The sequence below is a fragment of the Streptomyces albireticuli genome (assembly GCF_021228125.1).
In the GTDB taxonomy this organism is placed as follows: domain Bacteria; phylum Actinomycetota; class Actinomycetes; order Streptomycetales; family Streptomycetaceae; genus Streptomyces; species Streptomyces albireticuli.
The window spans coordinates 173245-190511 of the sequence record NZ_JAJQQS010000013.1 but is presented as its reverse complement, the minus strand read 5'-3'; the positions used below and the strand labels follow the sequence as shown (position 1 = coordinate 190511).

The window sequence follows — 17267 nt, the reverse complement described above, 5'->3', positions numbered from 1 at the left end:
CTTTGTCCGGCAATCTCTTGCACGTCAACGCGACGGTCACCTGCCCGCACGGGGCGCGGGCCACGATCCTGCCCGCGCAGACCAGGGTCGTCGTCGCCGGCGACCCCGCCGCCTCCGTGGCCGACCTCGACACGGTCACCGGCTGCCCGTTCCCGCCGTCCGGCCCGCCGCACCCGTGCGTGACGATCCGCTGGGTGGCGCCCTCCACCCGGATCAGGATCAGCGGCTCGCCGGCCGTCCTGCGCTCCTCCACGGGCCTGTGCCTGGCCGCCGACCAGGCGCCCCAGGGCCCGCCCAACGTGTCCGTGGTCCAGCAGCGGGTGGTGGGCCGGTGAACGGGCCGCGCGGGAACCCGGGCCCGCGGGCGGCCGGGACGGGGCCGCGCCGGACCGACATCGCCTTCCCGTTCCGGATCGGCACCCGGGGCCGTACCGCGGACGCCGGCTACGACGACCACGTCCGCGACATGATCGAGCAACTGCTGTTCACCAGCCCCGGCGAGCGCGTGATGCGCCCCGACTTCGGCTGCGGGCTGCTCGACCTGGTCTTCGCCCCGAACAGCCCCGAGCTGGCCTCCGCCCTGCGGCTCACGGTGCAGGCGGCCCTCCAGCGCTGGCTCGGCGACGTGATCGAGGTGGAATCGCTCGACGTGGTGAGCGAGGAGAACGTGGTGCGGGTGCACCTGGTCTACGTGGTGCGCCGGACCGGCTCGCACCGCGTCGAGGAGTTCGAAGGACGGGGAGCGGCGTGACAGGCGGGACAACGGCGCGGAACTGCGCCACGGAACGCAGACGGGACGACGTCCGGGCGGCGGATCTCAATGGGCTCGACGGGATCGAGGTAAGCGACGACGGCCGCACCCTCACCGTCACCTTCCTCGGCAAGGCGCCCTCCCCGTGCCACATAGGCCCGCGGAACATACGCGTCGACGGCGGCCGCCGCGTCACCGGCATCCGCGCCGTCGCGGTCACGGTGGAGGTGGAGGCGGACCCCGAGCTCGACGACCGCATGCTGGTCACCCTCGACAAGCCCGGCGACACCTCCCACTACACCCTCGCGGTCGTCGAGGCCGACGCGTACGGGCGGCCGGGCGACCAGCCGTACCGCGGCTTCGACCCGCGCTACCACCGGGCCGGGTTCGCCTTCGGCCCGTCCTGCCCGACCCCCTTCGACTGCCGCGACCAGGAGTCCTGCCCGCCGGAGCCCGGCCCGCGCCCCGTCATCGACTACACCGCGCGCGACTACGACAGCCTGCGGCGCCTCGCCCTGGACCGGATGACCCTGACCACCCCCGACTGGGCCGAGCGGCACGTCCCGGACCTCGGCGTGACGCTCGTCGAGCTCCTCGCCCACACCGCCGACCAGATCAGTTACCAGCAGGACGCGGTGGCCACCGAGGCGTACCTCGACACCGCGCGCCGCCGGGTCTCCGTACGCCGCCACGTCCGGCTCGTCGACTACCCGATGCACGACGGCTGCAACGCCCGCGCCTACGTGGCCCTGGAGACCGGCACCGCCCTGACGCTGGAGGCCGGCACCTTCCGGTTCGCCGCCGTGGACGTCAGCGCCCTCGAACCGCAGGAACGCCCCGGCCTCGGCACCGTGATCCCCGACGAGGAACTGGACGCGATCGCCGAGACCGCCCTCGTGGAGGTCTTCGAACCGCTCGACCGGTGCGACCTCGACCTGCGCCCCGCGCACAACGCCGTCCGCCTGTGGACCTGGGGAGACGAGGACTGCTACCTGCCGAAGGGGGCGACCGGCGCCACCCTGCGTGACGCATGGGCGTGCGAGGACGGGACGACGGACGGCACGGAGGGCGGCGGCGAAGGGGAAGGGGGAGGGGAAGAGGAAAGGGAGCGCGTCCTCGCCCTGTGCCCCGGCGACATCCTCCTGATCGAAGAGGTCCTCGGCCCGCGCACCGGCGCCCCCGCCGACGCCGACCCCGCCCACCGCCAGGCCGTCCGGCTCACCTCCGTCACGCCCCTCGTGGACGAGCTGTACGACCAGCCCGTCGTCGAGGTGACCTGGGCCGCGGCCGACGCCCTCACCTTCCCCGTGTGCCTGTCCAGCCGCGCCGGCACCGACTGCGCGCCGCTCACCGACGTCAGCCTCGCCCGGGCGAACGTCGTCCTCGTCGACCACGGCCGCTCGCTCACCCACTGCTGCGGTGAACCGGAGTACGTCACGGTGCCGCCCGCCCCCGTCACCGTCCCCGGGTGCGAACCGCCGGGGTTCGGCTGCGGCGACCGGGCGGAGACCACCGGGTCCGCCGCCGCCGTCCACGATCTGCTCGACCGGGCCCGGGAGGGGTACCAGCTGGAACCCGGTCAGGTACGCGAGCTCCACCGCCTGGTGGGCGAGCCCGCCGTGGCCCGCGCCGGGCTCGACGTCCACCTGGTGCCCGGCACCGACGGCGAGGAGCGGGTGGTGCCGCCCGGGGCCGACGCGCAGGCCGCCGCCCTGGAGACCCTGCTCGCCCAGACCTCCTACCCGGGGCTCCCGGCGCGCTTCCGGCCCGTACTGTCGTACGCGCCCGTCACCCAGGCCGCCCCCTACCCCGCGCCCGCGCGGGTCGCCGCGAGCCAGGCCGGCCTCCTCGCCACCGTTCCCGAACGGCTGCGCGTCCGCCTGGAGGAGCTGTGGGCACAGGCGCACGACGGCGAGGACCTGACACCGGACCAGGTGGCCGAACTGACCGTCGTCTTCGGCGCCCGTACCCTGGAGCGGTTCCACCTGACCGAGCGGCCCGCCGAGGCCCTGCGCGAGCTCATCGCCCGCCGCCACCGGCTGCTCGCGGGCAAACTGCGCCGCCTCTCCGTCCTCGTGGCCCGCGCCCGCGCCGGCGGCGTCCTCGACGCGCGCGTCACCTGGGAGCTCCTGCACAGCTGGGGCGAGGAGTACGCCGACGGCCTCGACCCGGCCGACCCCCGGCTCGCGGGCCCCGCCGCCGAGACCGGCCAGGACCCGCGTACGGCCCTGCCCGCCGTCGTCGTCACCGGTGAACCGGCCGAGACGCCGGAAGGCGAGCCGGGCGACGAACCCGAGGGCGAGGCGCCCACCTGGCTGCCCCGCCGCGACCTCCTCTCCAGCGGCCGCGGGGACCGGCACTTCGTCGGCGAGCCGGAGGACGACGGCAGACTCGCCCTCCGCTTCGGCGACGGCCGCCACGGCGCCGCCCCACCCCCCGGCTCCACCCTGGAGATCTCCTACCGCATCGGCAACGGCCCCACCGGCAACGTCGGCGCCGAGGCCATCAACCACCTTCTCCTGTGCCGCGCCGGTTCCCCCGACGTCACCCGGGTGCGCAACCCGCTCGCCGCCGCCGGAGGCACCGCCCCCGAGTCCCTGGACGAGGTACGCCGGCTCGCGCCCTTGGCCCTGCGGCGGACCCGGCTGCGCGCCGTCACCGCCGGGGACTACGCCGAACTGGCCGCCCGCGTCCCCGGGGTGCAGCGCGCCGCCGCCGACCTCCGCTGGACGGGCACCACCCAGGAGGTCCACGTGGCGGTCGACCCGCTCGGCACCGCCGCGCCCGGCGCCACCCTGCTGGAAGCCGTCGGCCACGCCCTCGACACCTACCGGCGCATCGGCCACGACGTCGTCGTGCACCCCGCCCGCCTGATCCCGCTCGACATCACCCTCACCGTGTGCGCCGCCCCCGGCTTCCAGCGCGGCCACGTCCTCGCCGAGCTGCGCCGGGTCCTGGGCACCGGCACCCTCCCCGACGGGCGGCCCGGCTTCTTCCACCCCGACGCCCTCACCTTCGGCGAACCCGTCCGCGTCAGCCGCCTGGTCGCCGCTGCCGCCGCCGTCCCCGGCGTCGTGAGCGTCCACACGACCCGGCTGCGCCGGCTCCACCACCACGACGACGGCGAACTGGAGGCCGGCCTGCTGCGGCTCGGCCCGCTGGAGATCGCCCAATGCGACAACGACCCCGACTGGCCGGAGAACGGCCGACTCGGCATCGAGATCGGAGGCGGCCGATGAGCGGCCGATGCGACTGCGGCTGCCGGGGCACCGCGACGGCGACACCCACCGAGGTGACCAACCCGCCCGGCCTCACCGCCGTCCGCCACCGGGTGGGCACCTACGGGGAGTTCCTCTCCTCCATGCTCGCCCGGCTGTCCGGACCCGCCTACCCGGCGCTGCGCGACCTGACCGTCCGCACCCCCGACGACCCGGCGATCGCCCTCCTCGACACCTGGGCCGTCCTCGGCGACCTGCTCACCTTCTACACCGAGCGGACCGCCGACGAGGGCTATCTGCGCACCGCCACGGAGGACGGCTCCCTCGCCCTGCTCGGCCGGCTCGTCGGCCACCGGCCGCGCCCCGGCGTGGCCGCCGGCACCGTCCTCGCCTACACCCTCGACCGGGACCCGAACCCCGGCCGGGAGACGCCCGTACTGATCCCGCGCGGGGCCCGCAGCCAGAGCGTGCCCGGGCCGGGGGAGGAGCCGCAGTCCTTCGAGACCGCGGAGGAGCTGACCGCCCGCTGGTCGTGGAACGAACTCCCGGTGCTCCGCCGCCGCCCCTACCAGGTGACGCCCGGCCTGCTGGCCGAGCGCACCGATCTGTTCGTCGCGGGCACGGCCAACAACGTCAAGCCCGGTGACCAGCTGCTGTTCGTCTTCAGCGCCGAGGAGTCCGCCCGGGACAAGCGGTTCCTGCGCACCGTCCCCCACGTCCGCCTCGACCGCGAGAACGACATCACCGAGATCGGCCTCCCCGCCGCCGCCCGGCCCACGCTGAAAGGGCTGCGCGAGGAGCTGGCGAAGTGGCTCCCCCCGCGGGCCAAGGGTCTGCCCACCACCCGGCCCCAGGGCAGCCGCCTCGTCGACCGGTTCGACGAGGACGTCCTCAAGCCCCTGGGCAAGGACCTGGCGAACCTGAAGACCGCGTCCGCGTTCGCCGACCGGCTCACCACCGACAGGCAGCGCGTCGGCGAGGCCGCCGAGCTCGCCCGCCCGTACCCGCGGATCTCCGCCTGGTTCGAGGCCCTGGCCGAGGAGTTCACCGAACTGATCGCACAGGCCCGCTCCCTGGAACCGCGCCGGCCCGCCGGGGACGGGCCGAAACCGGCGTCACCCGACGACGCCCACGAGCCGCTGTTCGACGGACTCCGCCTCGGGGACGACCCCGCGCGGGAGCGCGGCGGACAGGACGACGCGTCGGCCTTCCGCGGCCTGGGCGCCCTGCTCCCCGCCCTGCGCACCGCGCCCGCGCGGCCCCCGGTCAACGCCCGCCACCTCGCCCGGGACCCCGAGCGCGTCTACGCCCCCGGCTCCGACATCGGCGCCCAGCTGCTGGCCGCGCTCGACGCCAGGATCAGCGACGGCCTGCACGACGCCTGGCGGAAGGCGGACCTGACGGCGCCGCTCGCGCTCGGCGCGCTCCAGGTCATGAGGGTCACCGCGACGCCGTTCGGCGCGACCGCGCCCATGCCCGTCAAGAAGAGCGGCGAGGTCGACTACAAGGACTGGCCGCTCTCGGGCCTCGTCTCGCTCCTCACCACGGTGACCTACGACAAGGACGTCCCCGTCCCCTCGAAGATCGAGTTCGCGTACTCGGTGTCCAACACCACGCAGTCGACCAAGGAGCTCACACTCTCCACCACCCGGCCGCTTCCTCCCAAAGACGTCGAGGGCCTCGGGCCGGGCAAGGCCCGGGTGCACACCACCTTCCCGCCCCCCGAACCGGACCCCGGCTCCGGCGGGATCGGCGACACCGGCGCGACCGCCCCGGCGGATCCCCCGGACCCCCACAAGCTCGGCGTCACCGCCGAGATGCTGCCCGAACTCCCCAAGGCCACCGTGTTCGTCTCCCGGCCCGGCACGGACAAGAAGGTGCGGGTGACCGTCACCAACGGCACGGACCCCGACGTCTCCTTCCTCCTGGCTCCCGACGACGCCCCGCCGCAGCAGAAGCTCGGCACGCTCCTCGTCGTCAGCGCCAATCGCAGCACCCCGGCCGACGCGCCCGCCACCGTCAAGGTCGTCATCGACACCCAGCTGGAGGTCACCGACCGGAACAGACTGGCCCTCGACGCCGTCTACGACGGCATCGCCCCGGGCAGCTGGGTCGCCGTCGAGCGACCCCGCAAGGGCAGTCCCGGACCGATCCCGGGCGGCAAGGAGTTCGCCCACGTCGTCACCCGGGTCACCGACGCCCGCGTCATCTCCCGCGCCGCCTTCGGCATCACCGGGAAGGTCACCGAACTCACGCTCCAGGACGACTGGCTCGACGAGTTCGACACCAGCCTCGCCCACATCAGGGACACCACCGTCCTCGCCCGGGGCGACACCCTCCGCCTCGCCGAGGAGACCGTCACCGAGGACGTCCACGGTGGCAGGATCGAGCTGGCCGGGCTCCACGACGGGCTGGCACCCGGACGCCGGCTGGTGTTCAGCGGCGAGCGCACCGACATCCCCGGCACCGCCGGGGTCATCGGCACCGAGCTCGCCATGGTCGCCGAGGTCCGGCAGGGCGTCGACCCCACCCGGCCCGGCGACACCGTGCACACCACCCTCGTCCTCACCGCGGACCTCGCCTTCCGCTACCGCCGGGACACCCTGCGCATCCTCGGCAACGTCGCCCCGGCCACCCACGGCGCCACCCGCGACGAACCCGTCGGCAGCGGCGACGCGAGCAAGGCCAACCAGACGTTCACCCTCTGGCAGTCCCCGCTGACCTGGCTCGCCGCGGACAACGCGCCGGGCGCCGAGAGCACCCTGGAGGTCCGGGTGGACGGGGTGCGCTGGCGGGAGGTCGACAGCCTCGCCGGACGCGGTCCCAGGGAGCGGGTGTTCGTCACGCACACCACCGACGGCCCCGGCGGCCGGACCACGCTCACCTTCGGCGACGGCGTGCACGGCGCGCGCCTGCCCACCGGACAGGAGAACGTCCGCGCCCGTTACCGCATCGGCGTCGGCAGGGCGGCCAACGTCAAGGCCGGCCGCGTCACCCAGCCGACCACCCGGCCCCTCGGCGTCACCGGCGTCGTCAACCCGCTGCCCGCCACCGGTGGCGCCGACCCCGACGGTCCCCGCCTCGCCCGCCGCAACATCCCCCTCGCCGTCACCGCCCTCGACCGGCTCGTCTCCGTACCCGACTACGAGGACTTCGCCCGCTCCCGGGCCGGCATCGGCAGGGCCCGCGCCCGGGAGATCTTCGACGGCACCCGGCGCGTCGTCCACCTCACCGTCGCGGGCGTCGACGACATCGCGCTCACCGACGACTCCGACATCGTGCGCACCCTGCGCACCGCCCTCGCCGCCCACGGCGACCCCCGGATACCCGTCACCGTGGCCGTGCGCGAACTCGTCCTGCTCATCGTCGTGGCCGGCGTCAAGGTGCACCCCGACCACTCGTGGGACGTCGTCGAACCGGCCCTGCGCCGGGCATTGCAGGCCCGGCTCGGCTACGCCGCGCGCGAGCTCGGCACCCCCGCGTACCTCTCGGAGGTGCTCGCCACCGCCCAGTCCGTACCGGGCGTGGAGCACGTGGACGTCGACGTGTTCACCGGTGTCCCCGGCAGCCTCACCCCCCAGGGCCTGGAGCGGCTCCCCGAGCGGTTGAAACACCCGCAGCCGGTGGTCGGCGCCCGGCTCGCCGCGTACGAGGAGGACCGCTACACCGTCTCCCCGCCGGGCCAGGAGACCTCCGAGACCCTCACCGAGGTGGCCGCGAAGAACGGCATCACCGTCGCCGGACTGCTGCGCCTCAACCCCGACATCACCGACACCCGGCCGCTGCGGAAAGGGCGCGTGGTCCTCGTCTTCCGCGGCATCCGCCCGGCGCAGTTCGCGCTGCTCTCCCCGGACGTGCCGGACACACTGATCCTTAAGGAGGCACGGGCGTGAACCGTGACCCCGACGGCCTGCTGGCACTGCTCCCGCAGTGGCACCAGCTACGAGACGCCGAGGCCGGGGAGCCGCTGCGGGCCCTGCTCGCCGTGATCGCCGAACAGGTCGACCTGGTGCGCTCGGGAGTGGAACAGGGCTACGAGGACTGGTTCGTCGAGACCTGCGCCGACTGGGCCGTGCCCTACCTCGGCGACCTCGTCGGCTACCGCGTCCTGCCCGGCTACGAGGAGGTGCTCACCACCGGACTGTCCGCGGGCGGCCCCGGCGGCGGCACCGCCGAGTCGCGGCGGCGCCTCGCCGCCCGGCTCGCCCCCCGCCGCGACGTCGCGGACACCGTCGCCAACCGGCGGCGCAAGGGCACCCTGGCACTGCTGGAGGAGCTCTCGGTGTCGGTCGCCGAATGGCCCGCCAGGGCCGTGGAGTTCTCCCGGCTGCTAGGCGCCCACCAGCCGGTGCGCCTGTTCGGGGCGGGCGAGGAGGCGGCCGCCGCGACCCGGCTGACCCGGGGCCGGCTGCTCGACGTCCGCGACGGCGCCGCCCTGGACCTGCTCGGCGGCGCCTTCGACCCGGCCGCGCACAGCGTCGACGTACGGCGGGCCGGCTCGGCGCGCCGGCAGGGCGGCTACACCCCGGCGGGCGTCGGCCTGTTCGTCTGGCGGCTCAAGCCCTACCCGGTGACGCGCGCGCCCGCCTACTGCATCGACCGGGCCCGCAACCTCTACACCTTCTCCATCCTCGGCAACGACAGCCCGCTGGTGGCCCGGCCGGAGCCGGAGCCCTCGGCCTCCCACCTGGCCACCATGGACAACGTCCCCGCCTTCATCCGCCGCCGGCGGCTCGCCGACGGACTCACCGACCACTACGGCCCCGGCCGCTCCTTCACCGTCTGGCGGGACGACGACGAGGAACCCGTACCGCCCGCCGAGATCGTCGTCGCCGACCTCTCCGACTGGACCTACCGGGCCCGGCGCGGCCAGGTCGTCGTCGACCCCGAGCTCGGCCGCATCGCCTTCGGCACCCGCTGCGCGCCCCGGCACGGGGCGTGGGTCAGCTACCACTACGCGTTCGGCGACGACACCGGCGGCGGGGAGTACCCGAGGGAACGCGACACCCCGCCCCGGGCGACCGTCTACCAGGTCGGGCCGGACCGGCCGTACGAGCGCATCATGGACGCCTACGAGCAGTGGCGCTCCGACGGCGGCGCCGAGGCCGTCATCGAGCTCACCCACAGCGGCGCCCACCAGGAACAGCTGGACTTCGACCTGTCACCCGGGGAGCGGCTGGAGGTGCGGGCCGCCGAGGGCGCCCGCCCGGTCATCCGCCTCCTCGACTGGTACAGCAACCGGCCCGACGCCCTCAACATCCACGGCAACCCCGGCGACGGGCCGGGACCGCGCGTCGTCCTGGACGGGCTGCTCGTCACCGGCCGCGGCATCAGCGTGACCGGCCCCGTCGGCTCCGTCGTCCTCCGGCACTGCACCCTGGTGCCCGGCTGGTCGCTGGAGCCGCGCTGCGAGCCGCACTCGCCGCAGGAGCCCAGCCTGGTCCTGGAGTGCACCACCGTGTGCGTGCAGATCGAGCGCAGCGTCCTCGGCACCGTCGAGGTCGTCGGCGACGAGGCCGGCACCGACCCGCTGGAGATCCACATCGCCGACAGCGTCCTGGACGCCACCGGCTTCGGCCGTGCGGCACTGTCCGGGCCCGAGTGCCGGCACGCCCACGCCGTGCTGCGCGCCCACCGCACCACGGTGATCGGCGAGGTGCACGCGCACGCCGTCGACCTGGCCGAGGACAGCCTCTTCACCGGGCGCGTCCACACGGCGCGGCGCGGTATCGGCTGTGTGCGGTTCTGCTACGTGCCGCCGGGCTCGCGCACCCCGCGCCGCTACCACTGCCAGCCGGACGAGGTGCGCGCCGCCGTACGGGAACGGGCGGCGAAGGGCGAGATCCCCTGGGACGACGTCCCCGGGCTCCAGGACGCCGAGGCGGCCCGCGTACGGCCCGTGTTCACCAGCGTCCGCTACGGCACCCCGGCCTATGCCCGGCCGGCCGACGGCTGTGCGCCGGAGATCACCCGGGGTGCCGAGGACGGCTCCGAACTCGGCGCGTTCCACGAGCTCTTCCAGCCCCAGCGCGAGGACAGCCTGCGCGCCCGTCTGGAGGAGTTCTCACCCGCCGGCACCGACGCCGGGATCATCCACGCCACCTGACCCCGCGTCACCCGCCGCCCGTCACCGTGCGCTCCGGCCCGGCGAAGGCCCCTCGCCCGACGGCCTTCCACGCCTTTCACGCTTCCCGTGCTTTCCGTGCTTTCCGTGCTTTTCGAGGGGAACGAACCCATGCACGCAGACCTCTCCCGCCTCACCTTCCGGCCCGCCAAGCACTACTCGGGCGTGCTTGCCCAGCAGGGCCGCGTCCAGCTCGACGCCGACGCCAACGAGCAGTCGGCGATCACCCGGCACCAGGCCCGCACCCTGGCCGCCGACCTGATAGGGCAGCACGGCGGCCCGTACGGCGCCACCGGCTTCCGCGTCGAGTTCCGGAAGGGCGGGAACAAGCTCGACGACCTGGTCATCCACGGCGGGCGGTACTACGTGGACGGCATCGTGTGCGACGCCGACCGCCCGCCCGCCGGGATCCCGGCCGAACACGAGCCCACCGGATCCGCGGACACCCCCGCCGGCGCCGAGGCGCCGGAGGGCGGCGCCGACGGCTCGCAGGGCGCGCCCGCCGAGGGCGCCTGGACGTACTGGGACCAGCCCGACGCCTACCGCGACCCGGAGAAGCCCGCCGACCGACTGCCGGCCCAGCTGCCCTATCTCGTCTACCTCAAGGTGTGGGAGCGGACGGTCACCGCCGCCGAGGACCCCGAGATCCGCGAGGTCGCCCTCGGCGCCGCCCTGCCGGACACGGCGGCCAGGATCAAGACCGTCTGGCAGGTCCTGCCCCTGACCGGCACCGACCTGGGCGCCCCGGAGAACCCGACGTCCGACCAGCTGCGCACGGCGTTCCGCGCCTGGGCGGACAAGCGGCGGGCCCCGGCCGCCGCGGCCGCGTTCCGCACCGAGCGCCCGGAGCGCACCGACGAGGACCCCTGCGTGATCCCGCCGGACTCCCGTTACCGGGGCCCGGAGAACCAGCTCTACCGTGTGGAGATCCACACCGGCGGGGCCGCCGGGACCGCCACCTTCAAGTGGTCGCGGGAGAACGGCTCCGTCGTCTTCCCGGTGGCCGCGCTCGACGGCACCTGGGTGGAACTCGCCACGCTCGGCCAGGACGACAAGCTCGACCTGAACGCGGGTGACCGGGTGGAGCTCGCCGACTCCGCCTACACCAGCCGCGGCGAACCCGCCGACCTGCTGCGGGTGGAGGAGGTCGACCTGCCCGGCCGCCGGGTCCGGCTGAACACCGCGCCGGGTCCGGGCACCGGCGGCCTGCCCGGCCTCCACCCCTTCCTGCGCCGCTGGGACCACCGGGCCCCCGGCGGCCGCGGCACGGCCGAGCCCGACCGCGACGGCGGCCTGAAGCTGGTGGAAGGCGCGTGGACCGGACTGGAGGACGGCGTCCAGGTCTGGTTCGCACCCGGTGGCCGCTACCGGCCGGGCGACTACTGGACCGTACCCGCGCGCACCGCCACCGGCACGGTGGAATGGCCGGCCACGGCGGACGCCCGGCCGCTGCTCCGGCCCCCGGCGGGCATCGAGACGCACTACGCGCCGCTGGCCTGGGTAGTGGGCGGCGAGGCGTCGCAGACCGACCTGCGGTACACGTTCCGGCCGCTGGCCGCGCCGGTCGAGGCCGTCTCGGAGCAGTGACCGGGGGACGGTCCGCCCGCCCACGGGCGGACCGATCTCTCGACGGCCTTACGCCGAGGGGCCGGTCCCAAAGCCCCTGAAGACTTTCGGACCGGCCCCTCGGCGGTGATCCGCAGGCTTACAGCCGGACGGGATCGGCCGTCTCCGCGCGGGCCGGCGCCGGCCGCTCCGGCCGCCGCGCGGCGGGTGCCGGGGGACGGCGTACGAGCGCCAGCGCGACGAGGCCGCCGAGCACCCCGAGCGCGCCCGAGACCAGGAAGGTGTGCTGGAGCCCGGTCGCGAAGGCCTCGTGCACCAGCCGCCCGGCCGCGTCCCGCCCCGCGGGACCGGCGTGGGCGATGACGGCGCCCGCCTGACCGCCCGCCAGGGCGTCGGCCGTCGCGGCGGGATCGGCCACCGAACCGTGGTCCCGGAGCGCGCCGGTCATCCCGGCGTGGAAGACGACCCCCAGGACGGCGATGCCCAGGGCGTTGCCCAGCTGGCGCGCGGTGTTGACGGCACCACTGGCCATCCCGCCGCGCTCGGGCGCGACCGAGGCCAGCGCCGCGGACGCCAGCATGGGGGTCGCGATGCCGACGCCGACGCCGGTCACGGCGAGGCCCGGCACCAGGACGGTCCAGCTCGAGTCCGCGTCGATCGCGGCCTGGAGGAACGCGCCCGCGCCGATCAGCAGCAGGCCCGGGCCGACCGTCCAGCGCGGCGAGGCGCCGTGCAGGAAGCGCCCCGACAGCGACGCCACGAGGAAGGCGGCCAGGCTCATGGGCAGGCACGTCAGCCCGGCCGTGACCGGCCCCATGCCGCGTACGGACTGGAGCCACAGCGAGGTGTAGGCCAGGTAGGAGAACGCGGCGACGGACAGCAGCACCGCGGCGACCATGAGACCGGAGAACGACCCCTGGCGGAAGAGCGAGAGGTCCAGCAGCGGCTCCCGCCGGCGCTTCTCGATCACGAGGAACGCGAGCAGCGCCACGGCGGCGAGCCCGAAGAGGCCCAGCGTGGTGGCCGAGGTCCAGCCGTTATCACCGCCCTTGATCAGGGCGTAGGTCGCGGCACCGGCCGCGACGGTGAAGGCCGCCATGCCGGGCAGGTCGACGCTCCGGGACCGCCGCGCGGGCGTCACCGCGACGAACCGCAGGGTCATCGCGATGGCGAGCACGCTGATCGGCAGGTTCACATAGAAGATCCAGCGCCAGTCCAGGTGCTCGGTCAGCAGGCCGCCCAGGACCGGACCGGCCGCCGACGCGGCGCCGCTGACGGCCCCCCAGGCGCCGAACGCCACCCCGCGGTCCCTGCCCTGGTAGATGCTGCTGATCAAGGCTGTCGTCGTGGCCAGCATCGCGGCCCCGCCCACGCCCTGCACCCCGCGGAAGGCGATCAGGACACCCGGGCCCGTCGCCAGCCCGCAGGCCAGCGAGGCGAGCGCGAACAGCACCAGGCCCACGACGTACACCTGGCGGTGGCCGATCCGGTCGGCCAGCGAACCGACGCCCAGCAGCAGCGCGGCCAGCGCCAGCGCGTAGACGTCCATCACCCACTGGAGGTCCGCGAAGGAGGTGCGCAGACTCCCGGCCATGTCGGGCAGCGCCACCACCACGATGGTGACGTCCACCAGCAGCATGAACGTTCCCAGGCACACCGCTACGAGCGGCAGCCACTTACGCATCCGAACCTCCAGAGCTCTGTCACGAACGAGGCCGGGAGCACGGCATCCGACCCGGGCGGCGCCCGGGGAGCCGTGCTCCCGACCGGATCGAAGCTCGCACTGCCGGGCGTTTTCCGGAAACCGGAGCCGCCCCACTGACGGAATCCGACGCACATTCGGTATGGGATGCTCGAAAACATGACCGACCATGGATTCGATCTCCTCGACCGGCAGCTCGTCCAGGCCCTGATGATCGACGGCCGGGCCGCCTTCAGCCGCCTCGCCGCCGCCCTGGAGACCACGGACCAGACCGTGATCCGCCGCTACCGCCGGCTCCGCGGGGCGGGGCTGCTGCGGGTGCTCGGCCTCCCGGTGGGCGACCGCGTCGGCATGCACGAGTCCAGGCTGCGCATCCAGTGCGTCCCGGGCTCGGCCGTGGCCATCGCCGAGGCGCTCTCCCGCCGCCCTGACACCGGCTGGGTGAAGATCCTCGCCGGTGGCGCCGAGGTCGGGTGCATGGTGAGCTCCCGCAGCTCGGAGGAGCACGAGGCCCTCCTGCTCCAGAAGCTGCCCGGCACCCGCCAGGTCACGGGCGTCTCGGCGCAGAGCCTCCTCCACCGGTACACCGCCGGCCCCGGCCACTGGCTGGGCCCGGCCGAGCTCGGCGAGGAGCAGATCCAGGCCCTGGTGCCACCGGAGGCGAACCGCGGGGACACCGTCCGGCTCGACGACTTCGACGACGCGATGCTGGCCGTACTCGCCCGGGACGGCAGGGCGGGCTACCCCGAACTCGCGAAGGCGACCGGCCGTTCGGAGTCCACGGTGCGCCGCCGCCTGGAGTATCTGCGGGGGGCCGGAGCGCTCACCTTCGAGGTCGAGATCCTCCCCGTCCACCTGGGCTATCTGACGGAGGCCGCGCTCGCCCTGACCGTGGCACCGGGCGCCCTGGCCGAGGTCGGCCGGGCGCTCGCCGAGCATCCCCAGGTCCCCTTCGTCGCGGCCGTGACCGGGGCCACCAACCTCGCCGCGACGGTGCTCTGCACGGACCGGCACGCCCTGTACACCTATATGACGGAAGGGATCGGGGCACTCCCGGCCGTGCACCAGCTGGAGGTCGTGCCCGTGCTCCGCCACGTCAAACGGGCGGGTCTGCTCAGCGACGGCAGCCGGCTCTTCGACCCGCCGCGCTGAGCCGCGGGGCCGGTGCCCGCGCTCACTTCACGGAGGCGCTCTCCAGCACGGCGTCGACCTGGCGCCGCTCCTCCGGCCCGGCCGGCCGGGCGATGCCCAAGAGGAAGGCGGATCGGCCGCCGTCCACCCGGACGAGGGTCATCCGCAGATGGCCGGCGCCGCCCTCGCCGCCGTCCAGCCTCAGCACCACCGTGTGCGCCGGACGGCCGCTCACCTCCGTCGCCCGGGACTCCTCGAGCGTCGACCGCCCGTCCGGCGCGAAGAACACCGCGTTCGACCGGGCCGCCCGCTCCGCCCGCGGCTTCAGCGCCTCCTCCGGCACGGCCCCGGACCGTCCGGCGAGCACGGTGCTCCCTCCCTCGCGGTCGGCGCTGTCCGTGCCGACCGACGAGGTGAACGCGCCGATCAGCTTGTCCTGACCGCTGTGCTTCCACCCCTCGGGGATCGCGTACGACAGTCCGGCCGCTCCGTCCGTCACCCGTGGCCGGCCGGCCAGCGGGTCCCCGTCACCACGCGTCTGCCACCACACGGCGCCCCCGCCGCACACGGCCAGCACCAGCGACGCGACGGCACCGATGACCATCGCCGGCCGTCCGCGAGGCGCCCGGCCCGGGGGCGGGGGAGGGGAAGAGGGGAGGGGCGGGTACGGAGGCGGGTCGGCGAGGGAGGGGGAGGGCGTCGTCATGGCCCCAGCATCGCCGCCGCGCCGGGCGGGGCCCTGAGCGCTCGTACTCAGCCGGGTACTCAGATGTACGCCCCCGCACGCGCGGGCCGGCCCGCAGGGCCGCGGGCGATGCCGAAGTCCATGACCTGTACGCCGCCGCACGCGCGGGCCGGCCGTCCTGACGGGTCATGCGGTCGTTCCGCCGGGCCGGTCCGGTCGTTCCGATCCGCCCTCCCCGGGGCCGTCGCCCCGGGTCACCGCGAGCAGCGCCATGTCGTCGGTGATGCAGCCACCGGTGTGGCGGCCGACATCCGTGAGGAGCGCGTCGAGCAGCGCGTCCGGCCCCGGGAACTCACGCCCGGTCAGCCCGGCCACGGGGTCGTAGAAGACCCCGGCGCGGTCGCGCGCCTCAGTGAGGCCGTCGGTGTACAGCAGGAGGGTCGATCCCGGGGGGAACGGCACCGTGTCGATCCGGTCCTCGCCGGAGCCCAGCCCCGCGAGCCCCAGCGGAAGAGCGGGCTCCGACGGCTCCGCCCGACGCACCCGGCCGCCGTGCAGCAGGAGCGGCGCCGGATGGCCGCGGTTGACGAGCCGCAGCTCGTCGCCGGAGTGCGGGATCTCCGCCAGCGCGCCGGTGACGAACCCCTCGATCCGCTCCAGCCCCGCCCTTCGGTCCGCCTCGCGCCGCAGCGCCCGCTCCAGCCTGGCCGCGACCCCCACGAGCGCGGGCTCGTCGTCGGCGGCCTCCCGGAACACCCCCAGCGCCACGTCCACCGCCTTGACCGCGTCCATGCCCTTGCCCCGTACGTCGCCCACCAGGCAGCGCACCCCGTGCGGGGTGTCCTGCACGCCGTAGAGGTCGCCGCCGATCTGCGCGTCCTTCACCGCCGCCTGGTACCGCACCGCGATCCGGAAGGGCCCGATCGAGGCCGGTGGCTCCGGCAGCACGGCGCTCTGCACCGCGAGTGCGACCTTGCGCGCGGACTGAAGCCGCACATCGCTGTAGTACATGAGGCGGTTGACCAGGATGGCGAAGACCGAGACGGTCATGACCGCCGCCAACTCGCTCCGCCCGCCCGAATCGTCCATGAAACCGAAGTGGGTGAGCAGCGCGAAGTCGGTGACGCAGGCGCCGATGCCCGCCAGGATCGTCGCCCGCAGCGACAGCAGGGCGGCGGCCGTCATCGGCGCGGCCGTGTACAGCGCCTCCGCGCTGAAGTGCGGAGCGGTGTGGTAGTCGAGGAAGGCGCCCCCGGCGAGCAGGAGGACGGGCAGCCACCGCAGATGACGCAGGCACCAGCTCCACACGGCGCCATGCCCCGCAATCGGTGCCCTCACGCGCCAGCTCCCGCTCTCCCGTGCCGTACAAGCCGGACAACACGCTCAAGCATCCCCGGGCCGGATGGCGGCTGCCAGTCATGGGGCGGCCGTAGGGGGTACGCGCCCAACGGCCCCGCGCCCGGACCGGGGCGGTACGGGGCGGCCCGGCGGACGGGGCACGCGCGGACGGGCCCGGCCCCGGCACCTGCCCCGCGTATCGGAGCCCGTTCCGGGGGTAGGCGCAGGGAGCACGTCCCGACGCGCCGGTGAAGGGGAAGCATCATGACCGACCACAAGACAGCGCTCGCGTCCGACGGCCTCGCCGATGCCATGGCCAATCCCGAGGTCAAGATCGCCGCGCTCACGCTGAGGCAGGCGGAGGACGGCACGCCGACGCTGACGGTGAGCGGCGGGAACGCCATCGCCAAGGGGATCCGCGTGGAGGACGAGGCGGGCAAACTGCTCGCGGCCTACGTGGCCCTGTCCGTCGACGACCTCAGCGTGGCCAAGTCGATGCAGACCGCGGTGGCCGGGGCCGTCGCGCACACCGTCGACGGCATATCCGAGAAGCGGGCCGCGAAGGTCGAGGCGCCGTCCGGCGTCATCGTCGGCCAGGCGGGCCCCGACACGCCCGTGAAGCTGAGCCCGGACGAGTTCCGGGAACAGGTCGTGGCCACCCTGGCGAACGACCTCGTCGACCTGTCACGCGACCTCCGCCGCTGACCGCGGCCATGGGGCACCATCGCCACGAGACCCGTCCCGCGCGCCGA

General features: G+C 74.8%; 11 protein-coding genes. 8 read left to right on the top strand and 3 right to left on the bottom strand.

All coding sequences use genetic code 11. The features are described 5' to 3' along the window. Positions 1–2: 2 nt before the first annotated feature. The 6 genes from LUZ64_RS23600 (at position 3) to LUZ64_RS23575 (ending at position 11680) form a co-directional block, all read left to right on the top strand. Positions 3–335, top strand: a complete 333-nt coding sequence (locus tag LUZ64_RS23600) for a hypothetical protein (RefSeq protein WP_095581893.1) — start codon at positions 3–5, stop codon at positions 333–335. Then, a complete protein-coding gene (locus LUZ64_RS23595) occupies positions 332–751 on the top strand; it encodes a GPW/gp25 family protein (protein WP_095581894.1) in 420 nt (139 codons plus the stop codon). Before LUZ64_RS23600 ends, LUZ64_RS23595 begins: the two co-directional genes overlap by 4 nt. Next, entirely contained in the window at positions 748–3990 is a 3243-nt protein-coding gene (locus LUZ64_RS23590; RefSeq protein ID WP_232390346.1) for a putative baseplate assembly protein, read from the top strand. Before LUZ64_RS23595 ends, LUZ64_RS23590 begins: the two co-directional genes overlap by 4 nt. Beyond that, a complete protein-coding gene (locus LUZ64_RS37225; protein ID WP_107426631.1) occupies positions 3987–7862 on the top strand; it encodes a putative baseplate assembly protein in 3876 nt (1291 codons plus the stop codon). Before LUZ64_RS23590 ends, LUZ64_RS37225 begins: the two co-directional genes overlap by 4 nt. Next, positions 7859–10075, top strand: coding sequence for a hypothetical protein (locus LUZ64_RS23580; RefSeq protein ID WP_095581896.1), 2217 nt, complete (start codon positions 7859–7861; stop codon positions 10073–10075). The genes LUZ64_RS37225 and LUZ64_RS23580 overlap by 4 nt, the downstream gene beginning before the upstream one ends. Before the next feature lie 129 nt (positions 10076–10204). Then, positions 10205–11680 carry a DUF6519 domain-containing protein gene (locus LUZ64_RS23575; protein ID WP_095581897.1) on the top strand — a complete coding sequence of 492 codons (1476 nt, stop codon included), beginning with the start codon at positions 10205–10207 and terminating at the stop codon, positions 11678–11680. A gap of 118 nt (positions 11681–11798) precedes the next feature. Here LUZ64_RS23575 and LUZ64_RS23570 read toward each other — a convergent pair whose 3' ends face one another. Next, positions 11799–13343: an MFS transporter gene (locus LUZ64_RS23570; protein WP_095581898.1), complete on the bottom strand. Its 1545-nt coding sequence runs from the start codon at positions 13341–13343 to the stop codon at positions 11799–11801. A 177-nt stretch (positions 13344–13520) separates the two neighbouring features. Between LUZ64_RS23570 and LUZ64_RS23560 the strand changes: the two genes are divergently transcribed. Further along, positions 13521–14513, top strand: a complete 993-nt coding sequence (locus LUZ64_RS23560) for an Lrp/AsnC family transcriptional regulator (RefSeq protein ID WP_095581901.1) — start codon at positions 13521–13523, stop codon at positions 14511–14513. Positions 14514–14535: 22 nt separating this feature from the next. Here LUZ64_RS23560 and LUZ64_RS23555 read toward each other — a convergent pair whose 3' ends face one another. Continuing rightward, entirely contained in the window at positions 14536–15096 is a 561-nt protein-coding gene (locus LUZ64_RS23555) for a hypothetical protein (RefSeq protein ID WP_095581899.1), read from the bottom strand. A gap of 267 nt (positions 15097–15363) precedes the next feature. After that, positions 15364–16515 (bottom strand): PP2C family protein-serine/threonine phosphatase, encoded by a 1152-nt coding sequence (locus tag LUZ64_RS23550; protein ID WP_095584602.1) that lies wholly within the window; start codon positions 16513–16515, stop codon positions 15364–15366. A 264-nt stretch (positions 16516–16779) separates the two neighbouring features. On the opposite strand from LUZ64_RS23550, the gene LUZ64_RS23545 reads away from it, so the two are divergent. Continuing rightward, a complete protein-coding gene (locus LUZ64_RS23545) occupies positions 16780–17220 on the top strand; it encodes a hypothetical protein (protein ID WP_095584603.1) in 441 nt (146 codons plus the stop codon). Positions 17221–17267 lie beyond the last annotated feature (47 nt).